Annotated in this window: 13 protein-coding genes and 1 pseudogene; 5 read left to right on the top strand and 9 right to left on the bottom strand. The window is 70.5% G+C overall.

Annotation, left to right across the window (positions count from 1 at the left end):
• Window positions 1–32: 32 nt before the first annotated feature.
• Window positions 33–191: pseudogene (locus tag OG520_RS14830) on the top strand (DUF255 domain-containing protein); the annotation flags it as partial.
• Between the two features lie 110 nt (window positions 192–301).
• Here the strand turns inward: OG520_RS14830 and OG520_RS14825 are convergent.
• The gene (locus OG520_RS14825; RefSeq protein ID WP_399327505.1) at window positions 302–868 is read right to left on the bottom strand and encodes a Uma2 family endonuclease; all 567 of its coding nucleotides are present in this window, start codon (window positions 866–868) and stop codon (window positions 302–304) included.
• 344 nt (window positions 869–1,212) lie between these two features.
• Between OG520_RS14825 and OG520_RS14820 the strand changes: the two genes are divergently transcribed.
• Entirely contained in the window at window positions 1,213–3,240 is a 2,028-nt protein-coding gene (locus OG520_RS14820) for a thioredoxin domain-containing protein (protein ID WP_406013487.1), read from the top strand.
• 165 nt (window positions 3,241–3,405) lie between these two features.
• Here the strand turns inward: OG520_RS14820 and OG520_RS14815 are convergent, their stop codons facing one another.
• Both OG520_RS14815 and OG520_RS14810 read right to left on the bottom strand, forming a co-directional pair.
• Entirely contained in the window at window positions 3,406–4,038 is a 633-nt protein-coding gene (locus tag OG520_RS14815; protein WP_406013486.1) for a TetR/AcrR family transcriptional regulator, read from the bottom strand.
• A 185-nt stretch (window positions 4,039–4,223) separates the two neighbouring features.
• The gene (locus tag OG520_RS14810; RefSeq protein ID WP_406013485.1) at window positions 4,224–4,922 is read right to left on the bottom strand and encodes a hemolysin III family protein; all 699 of its coding nucleotides are present in this window, start codon (window positions 4,920–4,922) and stop codon (window positions 4,224–4,226) included.
• A gap of 203 nt (window positions 4,923–5,125) precedes the next feature.
• Here OG520_RS14810 and OG520_RS14805 point away from each other — a divergent pair, with 203 nt between their 5' ends.
• The gene (locus OG520_RS14805) at window positions 5,126–6,973 is read left to right on the top strand and encodes a phosphoenolpyruvate carboxykinase (GTP) (protein WP_406013484.1); all 1,848 of its coding nucleotides are present in this window, start codon (window positions 5,126–5,128) and stop codon (window positions 6,971–6,973) included.
• Window positions 6,974–7,133: 160 nt separating this feature from the next.
• Here the strand turns inward: OG520_RS14805 and OG520_RS14800 are convergent, their stop codons facing one another.
• The 6 genes from OG520_RS14800 to OG520_RS14775 all read right to left on the bottom strand — a co-directional run bounded on the left by OG520_RS14800 (window position 7,134) and on the right by OG520_RS14775 (window position 13,697).
• On the bottom strand, window positions 7,134–7,724 hold the full coding sequence (locus tag OG520_RS14800) for a hypothetical protein (RefSeq protein ID WP_406016486.1): 591 nt from the start codon (window positions 7,722–7,724) through the stop codon (window positions 7,134–7,136).
• A 40-nt stretch (window positions 7,725–7,764) separates the two neighbouring features.
• Window positions 7,765–9,429 (bottom strand): substrate-binding domain-containing protein, encoded by a 1,665-nt coding sequence (locus OG520_RS14795; protein ID WP_406013483.1) that lies wholly within the window; start codon window positions 9,427–9,429, stop codon window positions 7,765–7,767.
• The gene (locus OG520_RS14790; RefSeq protein ID WP_406013482.1) at window positions 9,426–10,649 is read right to left on the bottom strand and encodes a toxic anion resistance protein; all 1,224 of its coding nucleotides are present in this window, start codon (window positions 10,647–10,649) and stop codon (window positions 9,426–9,428) included. Before OG520_RS14790 ends, OG520_RS14795 begins: the two co-directional genes overlap by 4 nt.
• A 28-nt stretch (window positions 10,650–10,677) precedes the next feature.
• A complete protein-coding gene (locus OG520_RS14785) occupies window positions 10,678–11,781 on the bottom strand; it encodes a hypothetical protein (RefSeq protein WP_406013481.1) in 1,104 nt (367 codons plus the stop codon).
• Between the two features lie 147 nt (window positions 11,782–11,928).
• Window positions 11,929–12,333, bottom strand: a complete 405-nt coding sequence (locus tag OG520_RS14780; RefSeq protein WP_399327521.1) for a hypothetical protein — start codon at window positions 12,331–12,333, stop codon at window positions 11,929–11,931.
• Window positions 12,334–12,485: 152 nt separating this feature from the next.
• Entirely contained in the window at window positions 12,486–13,697 is a 1,212-nt protein-coding gene (locus OG520_RS14775; RefSeq protein ID WP_266415026.1) for a pyridoxal phosphate-dependent aminotransferase, read from the bottom strand.
• 351 nt (window positions 13,698–14,048) lie between these two features.
• Here OG520_RS14775 and OG520_RS14770 point away from each other — a divergent pair, with 351 nt between their 5' ends.
• Both OG520_RS14770 and OG520_RS14765 read left to right on the top strand, forming a co-directional pair.
• On the top strand, window positions 14,049–14,357 hold the full coding sequence (locus OG520_RS14770; protein ID WP_406013480.1) for a helix-turn-helix domain-containing protein: 309 nt from the start codon (window positions 14,049–14,051) through the stop codon (window positions 14,355–14,357).
• A 123-nt stretch (window positions 14,358–14,480) separates the two neighbouring features.
• Window positions 14,481–14,810, top strand: a complete 330-nt coding sequence (locus OG520_RS14765; protein WP_406013479.1) for a hypothetical protein — start codon at window positions 14,481–14,483, stop codon at window positions 14,808–14,810.
• Window positions 14,811–15,057 lie beyond the last annotated feature (247 nt).

Genomic DNA, 15,057 nt, shown 5'->3' with positions numbered 1-15,057 from the left:
GCGATCAACCGGGGCTGAGAGAGGATGTGGCCATGCCGAATCGCCTGGACCGTGAGACTTCCCCGTACCTCCTCCGGCATGCCGACAATCCTGTCGACTGGTGGCCCTGGTCGCCCGAGGCGTTCGAGGAGGCACGCAGGCGGAACGTGCCGGTGCAGCTCAGCGTCGGCTACGCGAGCTGCCACTGGTGCCAGTGCGCTTGCTGAAGTGTCGACCAGTAGTGAATCGGAGAGGTGTGTTGCTCCGGGTTTGTGGGCGCCTCCAGCATTTCGCATGATGCTGCCCGAGCGAATGTTGATCGTCAGACGGTCCCCAGGTCGACAGTGACGGAGAAGGGCGCGGCAGCCTTGATCACGCCGGTGAACATCTCGCCATCCCTGTAGGCCTTGGTGGCGGGGTCGAGAACGTAGGTGTAGATGATCGGGACGCCGGTGGCGGCCTGCTCGATCCGCCAGAAGAAGGGGATGCCGGCCTTGGCGTACTGGTCCACCTTCACGATCCGGTCGGTGGTTTCCGAGCCGGGCGATACGACCTCGACGACCAGAAGTACGTGTTCGGGGCGGGTGGGCGCGAGGTCGATGGTCTCAGCCCGGTAGACCACGACGTCTGGACGGCGGTTGGTGAGGGGGACGTCCTGCAGGCGGACGTCGAAGTCCGTGTCGGCGTTCCAGTCCGGGCCTGCGGCGGCGTCCAGGGCATTGGCCAGGATCCGGGCCAGCCGGTTGTGCCGCTTGGATGCGCTCGGGCTCACAACGACCATCCCGTCCACGATCTCAATGCCGGCACACTGCTCATCGGACCAGGATTCGTACTGCTCCGCGCTGATCTGCGTATGCATCCATGCGGGCGCCACCATCTCGGCGGTCATGGTGTGCCTCCTTCGAGGAGCCTCAACAGTTCCAGCACTGCCGGGCTCAGCCTACTGTCCTGTGATACCGAGCCGCCCGATTTCGGAAGAGCGCGATCACCTTCCCTCTCTGCCTCTTCTCTGTTTCGGCGCACCGACAGCCCTGGGACCGGTGGGGCCCTTGTCGTGCTCGTCGAAGCCCGCCCGGCGAGCCGTCCCGATTGAATGCTTGCCCCAAGTGAGTTGTGACGAGTGGGGAGGCGGTCGTCCACCACGTGATGGCGGATCAGCGCAGTTCGGCCGAGCGAGGCAGAGCCGGTGCAGGCCTCACCGACGGGGGTGGGCATTGTGAGAGGCTGGATCGCATGAACCGGCTAGCTGGTGTGACCTCGCCGTATCTGCTTCAGCACGCTGACAATCCGGTCGACTGGTGGCCCTGGACGCCGGAGGCTTTCGAGGAAGCGCGGCGGCGCGGTGTACCCGTTCTGCTGTCGGTTGGCTACTCAGCGTGCCACTGGTGCCATGTGATGGCGCACGAATCCTTCGAGGACGACCGGGTCGCGGCCTATCTGAACGAGCGCTTCGTCCCGGTGAAGGTCGACCGCGAGGAACGGCCCGACGTCGACGCCGTATACATGGAGGCCGTGCAGGCGGCGACCGGTCAGGGCGGCTGGCCGATGACCGTCTTCCTGACCGCCGACGCCGAACCCTTCTACTTCGGCACGTACTTCCCGCCCGAGCCGCGCCACGGAATGCCGTCCTTCCGGCAGGTCCTCGAAGGTGTCTCGGCCGCCTGGACCGAGCGCCGCGACGAGGTCGCCGAGGTCGCCGGACGCATCGTCCACGACCTCACCCAGCGCTCCCTCGTCCACGGCGGCGAGGGGCTGCCCGGCGAGGCGGAACTGGCACAGGCGCTGCTCGGGCTCACCCGCGAGTACGACGAGAAGCACGGCGGATTCGGCGGGGCACCCAAGTTCCCGCCGTCCATGACCATCGAGTTCCTGCTGCGTCACCACGCCCGCACCAGGGCGGAGGGTGCCCTCCAGATGGCCGTCGACACGTGCGGGGCGATGGCCCGGGGCGGGATGTACGACCAGCTCGGCGGGGGCTTCGCCCGCTACTCGGTGGACCGGGAGTGGGTCGTACCCCACTTCGAGAAGATGCTCTACGACAACGCGCTGCTCTGCCGGGTGTACGCGCACCTGTGGCGGGCCACCGGCTCGGACGCGGCCCGCCGGGTCGCCCTGGAGACCGCCGACTTCATGGTGCGCGAACTGCGCACCGCCGAGGGCGGTTTCGCCTCCGCGCTCGACGCGGACAGCGAGGACGGGGCCGGGCGGCACGTGGAGGGCGCGTACTACGTGTGGACGCCCGGACAGCTGCGGGAGGTGCTCGGCGAGGAGGACGCCGCCTTCGCCGCGGAGCACTTCGGGGTGACGGAGGAGGGCACGTTCGAGGAGGGCTCCTCGGTCCTCCGGCTGCCGTGGGCGGACGCCGGGGCGGACGCGGACCGGGTGGCCCGGGTGCGGGCCGCGCTGCTGGCCGCCCGCGAGCTGCGCCCGCGCCCCGGCCGGGACGACAAGGTGGTCGCCGCCTGGAACGGTCTGGCGATTGCCGCGCTCGCCGAGACGGGCGCGTACTTCGACCGCCCCGACCTCGTCGAGCGCGCCACCGAGGCCGCGGATCTGCTGGTACGGGTGCACATGGGCGACGTCGCCCGGCTGGACCGTACGTCCAAGGACGGGCGGTCCGGCGGGCACGCCGGGGTGCTGGAGGACTACGGCGACGTGGCCGAGGGCTTCCTCGCCCTGGCCTCGGTCACCGGCGAGGGCGTCTGGCTGGAGTTCGCCGGCTTCCTGCTCGACATCGTGCTCCAGCACTTCACCGGCGAGGGCGGCCAGCTGTACGACACGGCGGACGACGCCGAGCGGCTGATCCGCCGCCCGCAGGACCCCACCGACAACGCGACCCCGGCGGGCTGGACGGCGGCGGCCGGGGCGCTGCTCTCGTACGCCGCGCACACCGGCTCCGAGGCCCATCGCACCGCCGCGGAGGGGGCGCTGGGTGTCGTGAAGGCGCTCGGGCCGCGGGTTCCCCGGTTCACCGGCTGGGGCCTCGCCGTCGCGGAGGCCCTGCTCGACGGGCCGCGCGAGGTCGCGGTCGCCGGACCGGTCGGCGGCGAGTTGCACCGTACGGCGCTCCTGGGGCGGGCGCCCGGTGCGGTGGTGGCGGCGGGGGAGACGGCCGGGGCCGAGTTCCCGCTGCTGGCCGACCGGCCGATGGTGGGCGGGGCGCCGACCGCGTATGTGTGCAGGCACTTCGTGTGCGATGCGCCGACGACGGACTGCGAGGAGCTGGCGCGGAGCCTCGGGGCGAGCCCGGCGGAGGACTGAGGGCGACCGGCGGCCCACGCCGGCCTCCGCCTTCACCTGCGAGTGCGGGCGGAGCCGCTCGGCGATGCCCTCGGTGCGCGTCGCCAGGCCGTAGCTGAGCGGGCGGCGACAACGTCGCGTGGGGCGGGACGGCTTCGCGCACGACCTCGTCGGACGAGACGGCTTCTACAGCGTCAGCCCGCCTTCGAGCCTGTCCAGCGCCTGGTGGATCATCGCGATCAGGTCGCCCTCCTGACCGTGCTCGCCCCAGTACAGCGTCACCTCGCGCAGCGCCCCCAGCACCGCCGCGATGAGCACCCGGACCTCCAGGTCGTCGGGGTTGCGGCCGCTGCGGTCGGCGAGTGCCTGGGCCAGCACCTTCGCCGTGTCCGACATGGTCTCCGTCATCCGCGCCCGGATGGCGGGGACCTCCACCATCAGCCGGGTGCGCTGCCGCAGCTCCTCGTCCTCGCTCGCGAGGAACGCCGTCAGCGCCTCGGTCATGATGAACCGCAGCGACTCCAGCGGCGGCTCGCCGGCCGGCCGGTTCCGCAGCTCGGCTTCCACGGCCGGGTCGTACGCGTCGGTGAGGACGATGTCCTCCTTGGTCGCGAAGTACCGGAAGACGGTGCTCGGCGACACCTCGGACGCCTCCGCGATCTGTTCGATCGTCGTCGCGTCGTAACCCTGCTCGGAGATCAGCCGGTACGTCGCCCGGCGGATCGCGATCCTGGTCCTGAGCTTCTTCCGCTCGCGCAGACCCGGAGCGGGCTGCGCGCCGGGCGCGGAAACGGAAGGGGTACGAGAGGTGGCGGCCATGGCCTCCATTGTCGGGCATCGACGGGCGCCGGGGTCATGTCCGTCTTCTTCGGGGGTTACTGTCAAATGATGGTAACTCCCAAAAGAGTGCGAGTGTCAATGAATCTCCCGCGCTCGGCCCCGCACGCCGAGTGGCCGCGACTTCGGAAGTCGCGGCCACGGGGGGCTCGGGGGTGGAGCGGTGCTCATTGGTGGTTGTAGGCCACCAGTGAGATACCGACGTAGTGCACGACGAAGGCCGCCAGGGTCAGCGAATGGAAGACCTCGTGGAAGCCGAACCATTGCGGTGACGGATTGGGCCGCTTGATGCCGTAGATGACGCCGCCGGCGCTGTAGAGCAGCCCGCCGACGACGATCAGCACCAGCACGGCGATCCCGCCGGTCCGCAGGAAGTCCGGCAGGAAGAAGACCGCGGCCCAGCCCATCGCTATGTAGCAGGGCGTGTAGAGCCAGCGAGGGGCGCCGACCCAGAACACCCGGAAGGCGATCCCCGCGAGGGCGGCCACCCAGACCGCCCAGAGGAGTGGTGTCCCGGTGGACTTCGGGAGCAGCAGCAGGGTCAGCGGGGTGTAGGTGCCCGCGATGATCAGGAAGATGTTGGCGTGGTCGAGCCGGCGGAGCACCGCCTCGCCGCGCGGACCCCAGGTGCCCCGGTGGTAGAGCGCGCTCACACCGAACAGCAGGCACGCGGTCAGGGTGTAGATCCCGCAGGCGATCCGGCCGAGGGCGCTGTCCGTGAACGCGATCAGCGCCACCCCCGCGACGATCACGGCGGGGAACATCCCGGCGTGCAGCCAGCCACGCATCCGCGGCTTCGCCGGGACGGTGTCGGACTCGGCTGGTTCCAGCCCGGCGGACGCGGGCTCGGCGGCGGCAGCAGTCATTCCCGCATCGTACCTACGCGACCGTAGGTAACCGATACGAGTGGCAATGCTCACGTGTGCGGCCCTCTGGACATATGGGCGAAACGGTCGGATGATCAAATGAGTGCGGTCGGCACCGGATGAGCGCCAACGGGATTCGAAGCATCCGGGTCGCAGCCCCCACGGGGCAACTACCAAACAGATACCCTCAACAAGGAGCGATCGTGGCGCGCGACATCGCGGCTCCCCTCACTGTCCCCACCGATCACCAGGAGCTCGTTTCCTGGGTGAACGAGATCGCAGCGATCACCGAGCCGGACCGGGTGGTCTGGTGCGACGGTTCCGAGGCCGAGTACGAGCGCCTGTGCGGGGAGCTCGTGGCCAAGGGCACCTTCACGAAGCTGGACGAGGCCAAGCGCCCGAACTCGTACTACGCCGCGTCCGACCCGAGCGACGTCGCCCGCGTCGAGGACCGCACGTTCATCTGCTCCGAGAAGGAGGAGGACGCCGGTCCGACGAACCACTGGAAGGCCCCCGCCGAGATGCGGGCCATCTTTACCGGGGAAGAGGGAAACAGCTTCACCGGTGAGAAGGGCGTCTTCCGCGGCTCGATGCGCGGTCGCACGATGTACGTCGTGCCGTTCTGCATGGGCCCCGTCGGCTCCCCGCTCTCCGCGATCGGCGTCGAGATCACCGACTCCGCGTACGTCGCCGTCTCGATGCGCACCATGACGCGCATGGGGCAGGCCGTCCTGGAGGAGCTCGGCACCGACGGCTTCTTCGTCAAGGCCGTCCACACGCTGGGCGCGCCCCTGGCGGAGGGCCAGGAGGACGTTCCGTGGCCGTGCAACTCCACCAAGTACATCTCGCACTTCCCCGAGGACCGCGAGATCTGGTCCTACGGCTCCGGCTACGGCGGCAACGCCCTGCTCGGCAAGAAGTGCTACGCGCTGCGTATCGCCTCCGTCATGGCGCGTGACGAGGGCTGGCTCGCCGAGCACATGCTGATCCTCAAGCTCACCCCGCCGCAGGGCGAGGCGAAGTACGTCGCGGCGGCCTTCCCGTCGGCCTGCGGCAAGACCAACCTCGCCATGCTGGAGCCGACGATCCCCGGCTGGACCGTGGAGACCATCGGCGACGACATCGCCTGGATGCGCTTCGGCGAGGACGGCCAGCTGTACGCGATCAACCCGGAGGCGGGCTTCTTCGGCGTCGCGCCCGGCACCGGCGAGCACACCAACGCCAACGCCATGAAGACCATGTGGGGCAACTCCGTCTTCACCAACGTCGCGCTCACCGACGACGGCGACGTGTGGTGGGAGGACATGACGGAGACCGCTCCGGCCCACCTCACCGACTGGAAGGGCAACGACTGGACGCCCGCGTCCGACACCCCGGCCGCCCACCCCAACGCCCGCTTCACCGTCCCGGCCGGCCAGTGCCCGATCATCGCGCCCGAGTGGGAGGACCCGAAGGGCGTGCCGATCTCGGCCATCCTCTTCGGCGGCCGCCGCGCCTCGGCCGTCCCGCTGGTCACCGAGTCCTTCACCTGGCAGCACGGCGTCTTCCTCGGGGCCAACGTGGCCTCCGAGAAGACCGCCGCCGCCGAGGGCAAGGTCGGCGAGCTGCGCCGCGACCCGTTCGCCATGCTGCCGTTCTGCGGCTACAACATGGGCGACTACATGAACCACTGGGTCAAGGTCGGTGCCGACAAGGACCAGGCCAAGCTCCCGAAGATCTACTACGTGAACTGGTTCCGCAAGAACGACGCGGGCAAGTTCGTGTGGCCCGGCTTCGGCGAGAACAGCCGCGTCCTGAAGTGGATCGTCGAGCGCCTCGAAGGCAAGGCCGAGGGCGTCGAGTCCCCGATCGGCATCCTGCCGGCCAAGGGCTCCCTCGACACCGACGGCCTGGACCTCTCCGAGTCCGACCTGGACTTCCTGCTCGACGTCGACAAGGAGGTCTGGCGCGAGGAGGCGGCGCTGGTACCCGAGCACCTCAACACCTTCGGCGACCACACGCCGAAGGAGCTGTGGGACGAGTACCGCGCGCTGGTCCAGCGCCTGGGCTGACGCCCCCGGGCGCACCCCGCGCGGGTGCGCCCCGCACACCCCGCGGCCGGGCCTCGGACATCCGCCCTGACCTGTGGGGTCGACAGCCCGCCGCGGTACGGCCCTCCGGAACCCCCTCACGGTTCCGGAGGGCCGCGCTCTTCCACCCTCGCCACACGCACTACCCGTTCCGGCCCCGGTCCTCCAGATAGCGCGTATGGGTCTGCTGGCGCCGCGCCTCCGCCTCCCGCAGTGCCGTGGCCAGACCCTCGACCTCCCGGTGCAACAGCGTCAGCTGCTGTTCCAGATGGCGCTCGGGCGGTTCCGTGCCCGGAACCATCCGCGTCCACGGGCGGATCCGTACGAACGTGTCGACCGACTCCAGGATGTCCTGGCGCACGGCGCGTGCCAGGACATGGATGCCCTCCGGGTCGGCGGCCAGGGCCTCGGCCACCGGTCCGGGGGCGAGCAGCCCGTCGAGCAGGTCCGTCAGTTCGGTGAGCCGGCCGGACGCGGCGGGCGGCAGCTCGACCTCGTCCAGATACCCGCACAGCGCGCGGTAGTCGGTGCGCAGCGCGTCCAGCTGGGTCGACGGATCGGGGAAGACCGGGACCGGCGGCCGTTCGGGCGGGGCGATCAGCGCGCCCGCGCCGTACAGCCCGAGGACCACCACCGGCCAGTACGCCCCCGCGAGCCCGGTGAAGGTGAGGGCGAGACCGGCGATCCCGCAGGCGCTCCCGGTGAGGTTCTTCCGCGACTCGACATACGCCAGGACCCTGTTCGTGGGCCTGCCTCCCGGACCGCAGGGCGGTCTACTGGTATCCACGGATCTCCTCGAATGCGCCGTCCAGGGAGCCGGGACCCTGCTCCTTCGTCGCGTCGAAGAGCCGGCCGCCGGTCAGTTCGGCGATCCGGTCCAGCTCCTTGCGGTCCGAGTCGCCGAAGACGATCGGGAAGACCGGGGTGACCCGGCGCGCGGCCGGGAGCGCGCGGTAGTAGGAGGCGAATCCGCCGGCCGTGTCGCCCGCCGTGTTCTCGCCGTCCGTCATCAGCACGATCGAGGTGAACGCGGACTCGGTGCCGTCGCCGATCTGCTCGTAGGCCGACTTCAGACTCGAATAGATCGCCGTCTCGCCACCGGCCGTCAGTGCGGCGGTGTCCGCCTTGATCGCCGCCAGGCCCCGCTGCGGGTCGGCGGGGTCGACCGTGTGCGTACGGACCTGCTTCACCGACGAGCCGAACGGCAGCAGCGTGACCTCCTCCCGCTCCCGGAAGTCCCCGGTCAGCCCGGTCAGGGCCGCCTTCAGCGCCGTCAGCCGCTCCCCTGCCATCGAGCCGGAGGTGTCCAGCACGTACACGGTGCGCGAGGGCCGGCGGAGCTTGTTCTCGTAGCTGTGGAGCAGCCCGTCGGCGACGGATCGCGAGCCGGGGAACGGCAGTTCGCGGCGCGCGTCGGCGGCGAGCGGCGCCGCGGGCCGTACCGAGGGCACGACCGGGCGGCGGAAGGTGTCCCGGGTCAGCTTCCGCTGGACGGCCGGGGTCCGGAAGTACTCCGTCAGCGCGCGGACCGAGTCCTTGGCGTCCGGAGCGGCGGCGGCGAGCGCGCTGAGCGGGTAGTCGGCCGTCACCACCCCGTCGCGGGGACGGATCACGGTCAGCCCGGTGTGGCTGTCGCGGTTCAGCGAGAGCAGCACCGACTCGTAGTTGATCAGCGCGTCGACGGTGCCGCGCCGGGCGTACGCGGTGGCCAGCCAGCCCGAGGAGCCGGAGGTCAGCCGCTGCCCCGCGAAGAACTCCGTCAGCTTTCCGCTCGCCCCGCGGACATCGGCGTCGGTCAGCGCGGACTGGGCGCCCGAGAGTGCGGAGGCGACCGAGACCAGCGCGGAGAATCCGGAGTTGGAACGGTCCGGATCGGTCATTCCGTACGTCAGCCGGCCCTCGGCGACCGCCCGGTGCACCTGCGACCAGGTCACGTCCGAAGGCTGCCAGCCCAGCCGCCGCACGGTCGCCGGGCGGACCCCGAGGGCGACCGGCGACGCCATCAGCGGAGTCTCCGAGGTGATGCGTCTCGCCACGTCCGGGCGCAGCCGCAGATAGTCGTTCGACGACAGCCAGACCGCGTCGTACGCTCCGTCCGCCTTCCCGGAGCCGAGCAGTTCGACGGCGTCGAGGGTGCCGGTCCAGGTGGGCCGTACGGTGATTCCGGTGGCCTTCCTGGCCTGTTCCAACAGGGGCTTCATATCGCCGAGTTCGCTGGATGCCAGGACCCGTAGCGTGCCGGCCCGCGGTCTGCCGTCGTCCTTCTCGGGCCCGCCGGACGCCCCGCCGGACGCCCCGCCGGACGCCCCGCCGGACGCCCCGTCGTCCGATCCGGAGCAGGCGGCGAGCGGGGCGAGCACCGCGACGGCCAGCAGCGCGACGAGCGAACGGGCGACCCGGCGCCGCAGCCGTCTCGGCCGCCGGGATCGGCCGCTCATCCCAGCCCCCCGCCGTCGAGCGGACCGGCCGACCGGCTGCGTTCCAAATGGGCACTGGCCTGCTGGAGTTCGGCGGTCAGCGACTCCACGGTCGCCGCCATCGACTCGGTGGCCTGCACCTTGTACGTGTCGATGGCGTCGAGGGTCCGGTAGATCTGCTGGAACGCGGTGCGCAGCGTCTCCGCGCCCACCGCCGGATCGGCCGCGATGCGCTGGATCTCGCCGCTCTGGCCGGCCAGCATCTCCGCGTTGCCGCGGATCAGGTCCTCGGTCGTGGAGCGCAGCACCTGCACCTGCTCGGTCACCTTGCGCTGGCTCTCCAGCGCCGAGGCGAGCATCACGGCGATCCGCAGGGCGGAGACGGTGGTGGTCGCGGCCCGGTCGACGCCCTTGATGAGCTCGTCGTTGTTGCGCCGTACGACATCCATCGCGAGGTACCCCTGCGCGCAGACCGCGAGCTGGGTCAGCAGATCCTGGTGCTTCTGCCGCACGGGGAAGAGCACATCGGCCCGCAGCGCGTCCGCCTGCGCCGGGTCGGGGGCCGCGGCCTGCGCGATGCGCTGCTCGACGGCGCCGTCCAGCGCCTCGGTGAGCACGACGTACTCCTGGAGCTTGCCCATGGTCTCCCAGAGCCGGGTGCGCTCGGTGTGCAGGGCCGCGTTGTCGCGGCGCAGCTCGTCCTGCCCGCCGCGCAGCGAGCCCACGATCCGGTTCAGGGTGGCCTGGGAGGAGGCGTACTTGGCGACGTGGTCGCGGAGCTTGTTGCCGCCGGGAAGCCTGGCCAGCAGCCGACGGGCACCGCGGCCCGGGGTGTCGCGCGGGTCGAGGTCCTCGACGGTGCGGCGCAGCTCGACCAGGGACGAGCCGACTCGGGTCTGCGCGTCCACGCCCCCGGCCCCGGACCCGGCCAGCGAACGGACGGTGCGGTCCAGCATCCGGTTGGACTGCTGGGCGGCACTGCGGATGTCTCCCTGCCCGAGTGCGGCGATCTCCCCGATCCGGGTGGTGAATTCGGGCGACCGGGCATCGAGCCCGGCGAGGCCGCCGACGTACTCGGTGGCGCGGCGTGTCATCTCCGTCCGTACCGACTCGTCGACCGGTACGAGACCGGCGGCCTGCTCGGCACGGACCGGGGCGACCGGCTCCGGCGCGGTCAGGACGAGCGGCGGGGCGGAGTCGCCCGGCGGGGTGAGGGCGAGCGGTTGCGGCTCTTCGGTCATGGCGGGGGTCTCCAGGGAGCGTATGTCGTCAGCCGCGGGTCCGCCGGGCCATCGCGCGCAGCACCGTGGCGGTGGGCACGGGCGCCTGGCGGACACCGGTCAGCTGTTGGTCGATGTAGTCGGTGTGGCCGGCGGTGGCCGCGGTGAACTCGGCCGCGGCGCCCTGGGGCCGGAAACCGTGCCGTACGACGAGCTTGCGCAACTCCGGGTCGATGGAGAGCAGTTCGCCCAGCCGTCGGCCGGTCGCGGTCAGCGGCACGAGGGTGTGGTCGCTGGATACGGTGGTGTCGGGGTAGAGGAGGACCAGGTCCCCGGCGTCCTGCCGCTGCATCAGCAGCGAGGCGACCTGCGACTCGTACACCAGCACCAGCGGATTGCCGACCCCGCTGATGAAGTCCCGGAACGGGGCGTCGCTGCTGGTCTGCTGCGCCCCCTGCACCTGGATCAGTTTCCTCAGCAGCGGTGCGGTGCGGTCGATCGCGGCCTCGTCCGCGGCGACCCGGCCGCCGTCGGCCACGTACGAGGCGGCGGCGAGGTAGAGGGCGCCGGAGTTGGACGAGACGGGGTCGGTGCTGGTGATGAACACCGTTCCGGTCAACTCGGCGTGTTTGTCAGCCCCTTTGAGCTGCTGCCAGGTCCGGTCCGTGCGGGCGGCCCGGAGGTAGGGCCCCATGAGCAGCTTGCCGCTGGACTTTCCGCTCAGGGTCACGAGCCCGTTGTCGGCCAGGACCTGCGCGGCGGCGCGGTGCGCGACGACGACCAGCGGAGAGTAGAAGGGCCTGAGCGGCCCGCCCTTGACGGCGGAACCGCGTTGCAGTTCGTCGGCCGGGGCCTTCGAGCCGGGGAAGGCGAAGTCGTAACCCTTGAGGGGAAGTTGGTCCATGGCCCAGGACCCGGATGTCTCCGCCTTGACGGTGAGCCCCTTGGCGGCAAGGGCCTTCACCACGTCGGGATCGGCGAAGAACTCGGCCTTCTCCGAACCGATCACTCCACGCACGGTCTTCGTTGCCGTGCTCTTGTCCTTGCTGTCGCGGCCTGCTGCGACGGCTACTGCCACTCCGCCGATCAGCAGCACCGCCAGGACGATTCCCACGATGCGTCTCACACGCGAAGCCTGCTCGCGGAAACCCACATTCCAGGCGGAGTTGGGTGGACGGAAGGTTAAGCAATCATCCCAGTACGCAACGGAGGCGGAACGGGGACGGGAACGGCTGCCCGCGCGTTGCGGGGATGGGTGGCACCCGGCCCACGCGCCTCGACGGCACGTGGACCGGGGCCGTCAGTGGGCGCCGACCAGTCGCGTCGGGGCGACGGGGGCGGCGGCGAGCGCCGCGGTGTGGGCGTCCATGCGTTCGGCCGCGAGAATCGCGACGGCCGTGTCGGCACGGGACGCGGCCACCACCAGCGCGCGTCCCGCGAGGGCGTGGGCGCGGCGGTGCAGCGCCGGTGCGGGTGCGTCGGTCAGGCCGGCGTGCCGGGCGGGCGGCGCGCCGCGCAGCCTGGCGACCTGCTCGGCGATGCGGTCGCCCGCCTCGCCGAGGCCCAGCTCGTCGGTGACCGCGAGGAGTGCGGCCAGGTGCCCGGCGAGCTGGATGTCCAGCTCTTCCTCGCGGGAACGGTGCGGGAAGTCGTCGGCGTGGTCGGCCGGTGTGTGGACCGATTTGGTGCGGATCGGTTCGTACATGGATGGCCTCCTGGTGTTGCAGTGGAACCATCCTACCTTGGATTCAGTCTAAAGTTATCCGCAATCGATTCTGGTGTCCGTGAAATCGTCGGTCGGTCCAGGGCCTGTCCGACCCTGATCCGCCGGACAGGCCCTAAGGCTTGCCGGTCGGTCTAAGGCTGGCCGTACCCGTCCAGGAAGTGCGCGATCCGGCTCACCGCGTCCGTCAGATCCTCGGTCGACGGCAGCGTCACGACCCGGAAGTGATCGGGCTCCGGCCAGTTGAACCCGGTGCCGTGCACGACCATGATCTTCTCGGCCCGCAGCAGATCGAGCACCATCTGCCGGTCGTCCTTGATCTTGTAGACCTTGGGGTCGAGGCGCGGGAAGAGGTACAGCGCCCCCTTCGGCTTCACACAGGTCACGCCCGGAATCTGCGTCAGCAGGTCGTACGCCGCATCGCGCTGCTCCAGGATCCGCCCTCCCGGCAGCACCAGGTCCTCGATCGACTGCCGCCCGCCCAGAGCGGTGGCCACGGCGTGCTGCGAGGGCATATTGGCGCACAGCCGCATATTGGCGAGGATCGTCAGCCCCTCGATGTACGAGGAGGCGTGCGCCTTCGGGCCGCAGACCGCCAGCCACCCCGACCGGTATCCGGCCACCCGGTAGTTCTTGGAGAGCCCGTTGAAGGTGAGCACCATCAGATCGGGCGCGATCGTCGCGGTCGGGGTGTGGGTCGCCCCGTCGTACAGGATCCGGTCGTAGATCTCGTCGGAGCAGACCACCAGATTGTGGCGCCGGGCGATCTCCGTCAGCCCGCGCAGCATCTCGTCGTCGTACACCGCACCCGTCGGGTTGTTCGGGTTGATGATCACGATGGCCTTGGTGCGGTCGGTGATCTTCCGCTCGATGTCGGCGAGGTCCGGCATCCAGTCGGCCTGCTCGTCGCACCGGTAGTGCACGGCCGTGCCGCCGGCCAGCGACACCGAAGCCGTCCACAGCGGATAGTCCGGAGCCGGTACGAGGACCTCGTCGCCGTCGTCGAGCAGCGCCTGCATCGACATCTGGATCAGCTCCGAGACGCCGTTGCCCAGGTAGATGTCCTCGACGTCGAGCTCGATCCCCTTGGTCTGGTAGTGCTGCATCACCGCCCGCCGCGCGGACAGCAGCCCCTTCGCGTCGCCGTAGCCGTGCGCCCCGGAGAGGTTGCGCAGTATGTCCTCGAGAATCTCGGGCGGGCACTCGAACCCGAACGCGGCAGGGTTGCCGGTGTTCAGCTTGAGGATGCGGTGACCGGCTGCTTCCAGCCGCATCGCCTCCTCGAGCACGGGGCCCCGGATTTCGTAACAGACATTGGCGAGCTTCGTGGACTGGATGACCTGCATGTCTGGGAGCTTACGACCGCACCCCGCGAGCCGCCCGGCCTTTCCCCTCAGGTTGCCCCACCCGGGTATTTCCCCCGCCCCGCACCGTCTTCCATAGCCATGCACCCACTGCCCGGCACCGTGGGAACGCCGGGCGGGGACGGGGGCGGGGCTTCGAATGCGGTGGAACAGGGGCGTGACGGACACGGACGGGTGAGATGCGCCACGACGCGGGAAGCGTTCGGGGCGTGCGGGCGTGACGTATGGGCTCGTCGTCCGGTTGGCCGTCGTACGAGCGATCCGTACGACTTCGAAAGTCTGCGAAAGCACGCATCATGAAGCGGTGTCCGCGACGTATGAGAGGAAAGCGTGATGGCCGGACAGCACAGCCGCTGGATTGCCTCGGGCGTCCGGACGGAGGATCCGGAACGGATTGCCATTCGAGAGGCCCTGGCCTTCGGTAAGGCTCTCCATGACCGCCGCACCGCGCTTGGGCTCAGCGTGGCCGAGCTGGCCGGACGTACCGGCATGGAGGAGGGCGACATCGAGTGCATCGAGGAGGGCGGTACAGAGCCGACGATCGAACTCCTCAGGAGCCTTACGGCCGCCCTGGACGCCGATGTGCGCCTCACGCCCGGCCATGACCTCGGCTCTCTCTGGTTCGAGGCTCACGCGGCTTGACCGAGGGATATGCGGGTGCGGAAGGCGGAACAGAGGGGTCCTCGGGACCCAGGCGCCTCCTGCGTACCTCAGATGTGGCTCAAATCGGGTGAGAGAGCGACTCTCCCCGGGGACCATGACCGCATGATCGGAAACGGGAAGCAGGACATGGCCGTGGTCGTGGTGCGCGACGCGGAAGCCATCGGCGCGGCGCTGCGGCAGGCGCTGGAGACCGCGGGCGCGGAGGAACGCCCCGGCCTGGAGCGGGCCCTCGCCGTGGTCGCCGACGCGGCCGGCGCACCCGACGCCGAGATGCGGGGCCGCTGGGCGGGGCGCCGGATCCGGGCGGGCGGCCACCAGGGTCCGCTCGACGCGGTCGCGGCGGTCAAGGCACTGCGCAAAGCCGAGCCGGGCCTGAGCCTGCGCCAGGCGGTGCAGCTGTCGAGGGAAGCGGCCGCGACGGAGGCCGCTTAGGGCCTGTCCGGCGGATCATGGCCGGGGTCGCGGCGGCTGACACGGCACCTCGCAGCGTTGCCGAAACGTCCGAATAGCTCCGCTATCAGGACGCTCCGGCGCCTTGCGATGCACCGCACCAGCCGCCGCGCCCTGTCCGACCCTGATCCGCCGGACAGGCCCTAGCCCTGTGGCGGCCGCAACCGTCGTACGGGTGCGACGGGCCCGGCAGAACTCGCATGACGTGCCCGGTGACCCGGTCGTAGGG

The organism is Streptomyces sp. NBC_00984 (assembly GCF_045162475.1).
In the GTDB taxonomy this organism is placed as follows: domain Bacteria; phylum Actinomycetota; class Actinomycetes; order Streptomycetales; family Streptomycetaceae; genus Streptomyces.
This window is presented reverse-complemented; position numbering and strand designations above follow the sequence as displayed.

Coding starts and splice junctions, on each gene's coding strand:
- OG520_RS14765 (WP_406013479.1), top strand. CDS start 14,481: ATGATCGGAAACGGGAAGCAGGACATGGCCGTGGTCGTGGTGCGCGAC.
- OG520_RS14820 (WP_406013487.1), top strand. CDS start 1,213: ATGAACCGGCTAGCTGGTGTGACCTCGCCGTATCTGCTTCAGCACGCT.
- OG520_RS14790 (WP_406013482.1), bottom strand. CDS start 10,649: ATGACCGAAGAGCCGCAACCGCTCGCCCTCACCCCGCCGGGCGACTCC.
- OG520_RS14780 (WP_399327521.1), bottom strand. CDS start 12,333: ATGTACGAACCGATCCGCACCAAATCGGTCCACACACCGGCCGACCAC.
- OG520_RS14825 (WP_399327505.1), bottom strand. CDS start 868: ATGACCGCCGAGATGGTGGCGCCCGCATGGATGCATACGCAGATCAGC.
- OG520_RS14775 (WP_266415026.1), bottom strand. CDS start 13,697: ATGCAGGTCATCCAGTCCACGAAGCTCGCCAATGTCTGTTACGAAATC.
- OG520_RS14810 (WP_406013485.1), bottom strand. CDS start 4,922: ATGACTGCTGCCGCCGCCGAGCCCGCGTCCGCCGGGCTGGAACCAGCC.
- OG520_RS14770 (WP_406013480.1), top strand. CDS start 14,049: ATGGCCGGACAGCACAGCCGCTGGATTGCCTCGGGCGTCCGGACGGAG.
- OG520_RS14795 (WP_406013483.1), bottom strand. CDS start 9,429: ATGAGCGGCCGATCCCGGCGGCCGAGACGGCTGCGGCGCCGGGTCGCC.
- OG520_RS14815 (WP_406013486.1), bottom strand. CDS start 4,038: ATGGCCGCCACCTCTCGTACCCCTTCCGTTTCCGCGCCCGGCGCGCAG.